The organism is Siminovitchia acidinfaciens, assembly GCF_003605385.1.
Classification (GTDB): Bacteria; Bacillota; Bacilli; order Bacillales; family Bacillaceae_C; genus Siminovitchia; species Siminovitchia acidinfaciens.
The window spans coordinates 1-2,136 of record NZ_QYTV02000021.1 but is presented as its reverse complement, the minus strand read 5'-3'; the positions used below and the strand labels follow the sequence as shown (position 1 = coordinate 2,136).

Here is a 2,136-nt window from a genome sequence, read left to right as displayed (position 1 = left end):
AAACTGAACGAAACGAAACGTCAATAATTTGATGTAACAATGGTTTTGAACCATTGCCAGCTTTATGAGCTAAACAAACTTTTATGAGAGTTTGATCCTGGCTCAGGACGAACGCTGGCGGCGTGCCTAATACATGCAAGTCGAGCGGATGAAGAGGAGCTTGCTCCTTGGATTCAGCGGCGGACGGGTGAGTAACACGTGGGCAACCTGCCTGTAAGACTGGGATAACTCCGGGAAACCGGGGCTAATACCGGATAACTTCTTTTCTCGCATGGGAAGAGGTTGAAAGACGGTTTTGCTGTCACTTACAGATGGGCCCGCGGCGCATTAGCTAGTTGGTGGGGTAACGGCCTACCAAGGCGACGATGCGTAGCCGACCTGAGAGGGTGATCGGCCACACTGGGACTGAGACACGGCCCAGACTCCTACGGGAGGCAGCAGTAGGGAATCTTCCGCAATGGACGAAAGTCTGACGGAGCAACGCCGCGTGAGTGACGAAGGCCTTCGGGTCGTAAAACTCTGTTATCAGGGAAGAACAAGCATCATTTAACTGATGGTGCCTTGACGGTACCTGACCAGAAAGCCACGGCTAACTACGTGCCAGCAGCCGCGGTAATACGTAGGTGGCAAGCGTTGTCCGGAATTATTGGGCGTAAAGCGCGCGCAGGCGGCTTCTTAAGTCTGATGTGAAAGCCCACGGCTCAACCGTGGAGGGTCATTGGAAACTGGGAGGCTTGAGTGCAGAAGAGAAGAGCGGAATTCCACGTGTAGCGGTGAAATGCGTAGAGATGTGGAGGAACACCAGTGGCGAAGGCGGCTCTTTGGTCTGTAACTGACGCTGAGGCGCGAAAGCGTGGGGAGAGAACAGGATTAGATACCCTGGTATTCCACGCCGTAAACGATGAGTGCTAAGTGTTAGGGGGTTTCCGCCCCTTAGTGCTGCAGCAAACGCATTAAGCACTCCGCCTGGGGAGTACGGCCGCAAGGCTGAAACTCAAAGGAATTGACGGGGGCCCGCACAAGCGGTGGAGCATGTGGTTTAATTCGAAGCAACGCGAAGAACCTTACCAGGTCTTGACATCCCGCTGACCGGTGCAGAGATGTGCCTTTCCCTTCGGGGACAGCGGTGACAGGTGGTGCATGGTTGTCGTCAGCTCGTGTCGTGAGATGTTGGGTTAAGTCCCGCAACGAGCGCAACCCTTGATCTTAGTTGCCAGCATTTAGTTGGGCACTCTAAGGTGACTGCCGGTGACAAACCGGAGGAAGGTGGGGATGACGTCAAATCATCATGCCCCTTATGACCTGGGCTACACACGTGCTACAATGGATGGTACAGAGGGCAGCGAGACCGCGAGGTTCAGCGAATCCCTTAAAACCATTCTCAGTTCGGATTGCAGGCTGCAACTCGCCTGCATGAAGCCGGAATCGCTAGTAATCGCGGATCAGCATGCCGCGGTGAATACGTTCCCGGGCCTTGTACACACCGCCCGTCACACCACGAGAGTTTGTAACACCCGAAGTCGGTGGGGTAACCCTTCTGGGAGCCAGCCGCCGAAGGTGGGACAGATGATTGGGGTGAAGTCGTAACAAGGTAGCCGTATCGGAAGGTGCGGCTGGATCACCTCCTTTCTAAGGAATCTACATTGACTGCGAGTCAATGAGAAATGACGTTTTCGTTTCGTTCAGTTTTGAGAGGTCAAACTCTTTTATATAAATCCAAGTGGGCCTGTAGCTCAGCTGGTTAGAGCGCACGCCTGATAAGCGTGAGGTCGGTGGTTCGAGTCCACTCAGGCCCACCATCCCACATTTGGTTTATTAAATATGTGGTTTTTCTATTTTTANTTCGAGTCCACTCAGGCCCACCATCCCACATTTGGTTTATTAAATATGTGGTTTTTCTATTTTTAGGGGCCTTAGCTCAGCTGGGAGAGCGCCTGCTTTGCACGCAGGAGGTCAGCGGTTCGATCCCGCTAGGCTCCACCATGTGTACTTTCGCGGCCAATGCCGCATAGAGCATATTCGTTCTTTGAAAACCAGATAAGTAAGAGAAGAAACAAACCGAGAATCGTTCACCTTATGGATGATCCAATTACGGAGCACCATAAGAAATGTGTAAAACCTTTAGGTTGATCTTTT

General features: G+C 52.3%; 2 tRNA genes and 1 rRNA gene. All 3 read left to right on the top strand.

Going from position 1 to position 2,136, the window contains the following annotated elements:
* The first annotated feature begins 79 nt into the window (after positions 1–79).
* The 3 genes from D4T97_RS20305 (at position 80) to D4T97_RS20295 (ending at position 1,983) form a co-directional block, all read left to right on the top strand.
* A 16S ribosomal RNA gene (locus D4T97_RS20305) occupies positions 80–1,629 on the top strand.
* 93 nt (positions 1,630–1,722) lie between these two features.
* A tRNA-Ile gene (locus tag D4T97_RS20300) sits at positions 1,723–1,799 on the top strand.
* Positions 1,800–1,907: 108 nt separating this feature from the next.
* Positions 1,908–1,983: transfer RNA gene (locus D4T97_RS20295), tRNA-Ala, on the top strand.
* Positions 1,984–2,136 lie beyond the last annotated feature (153 nt).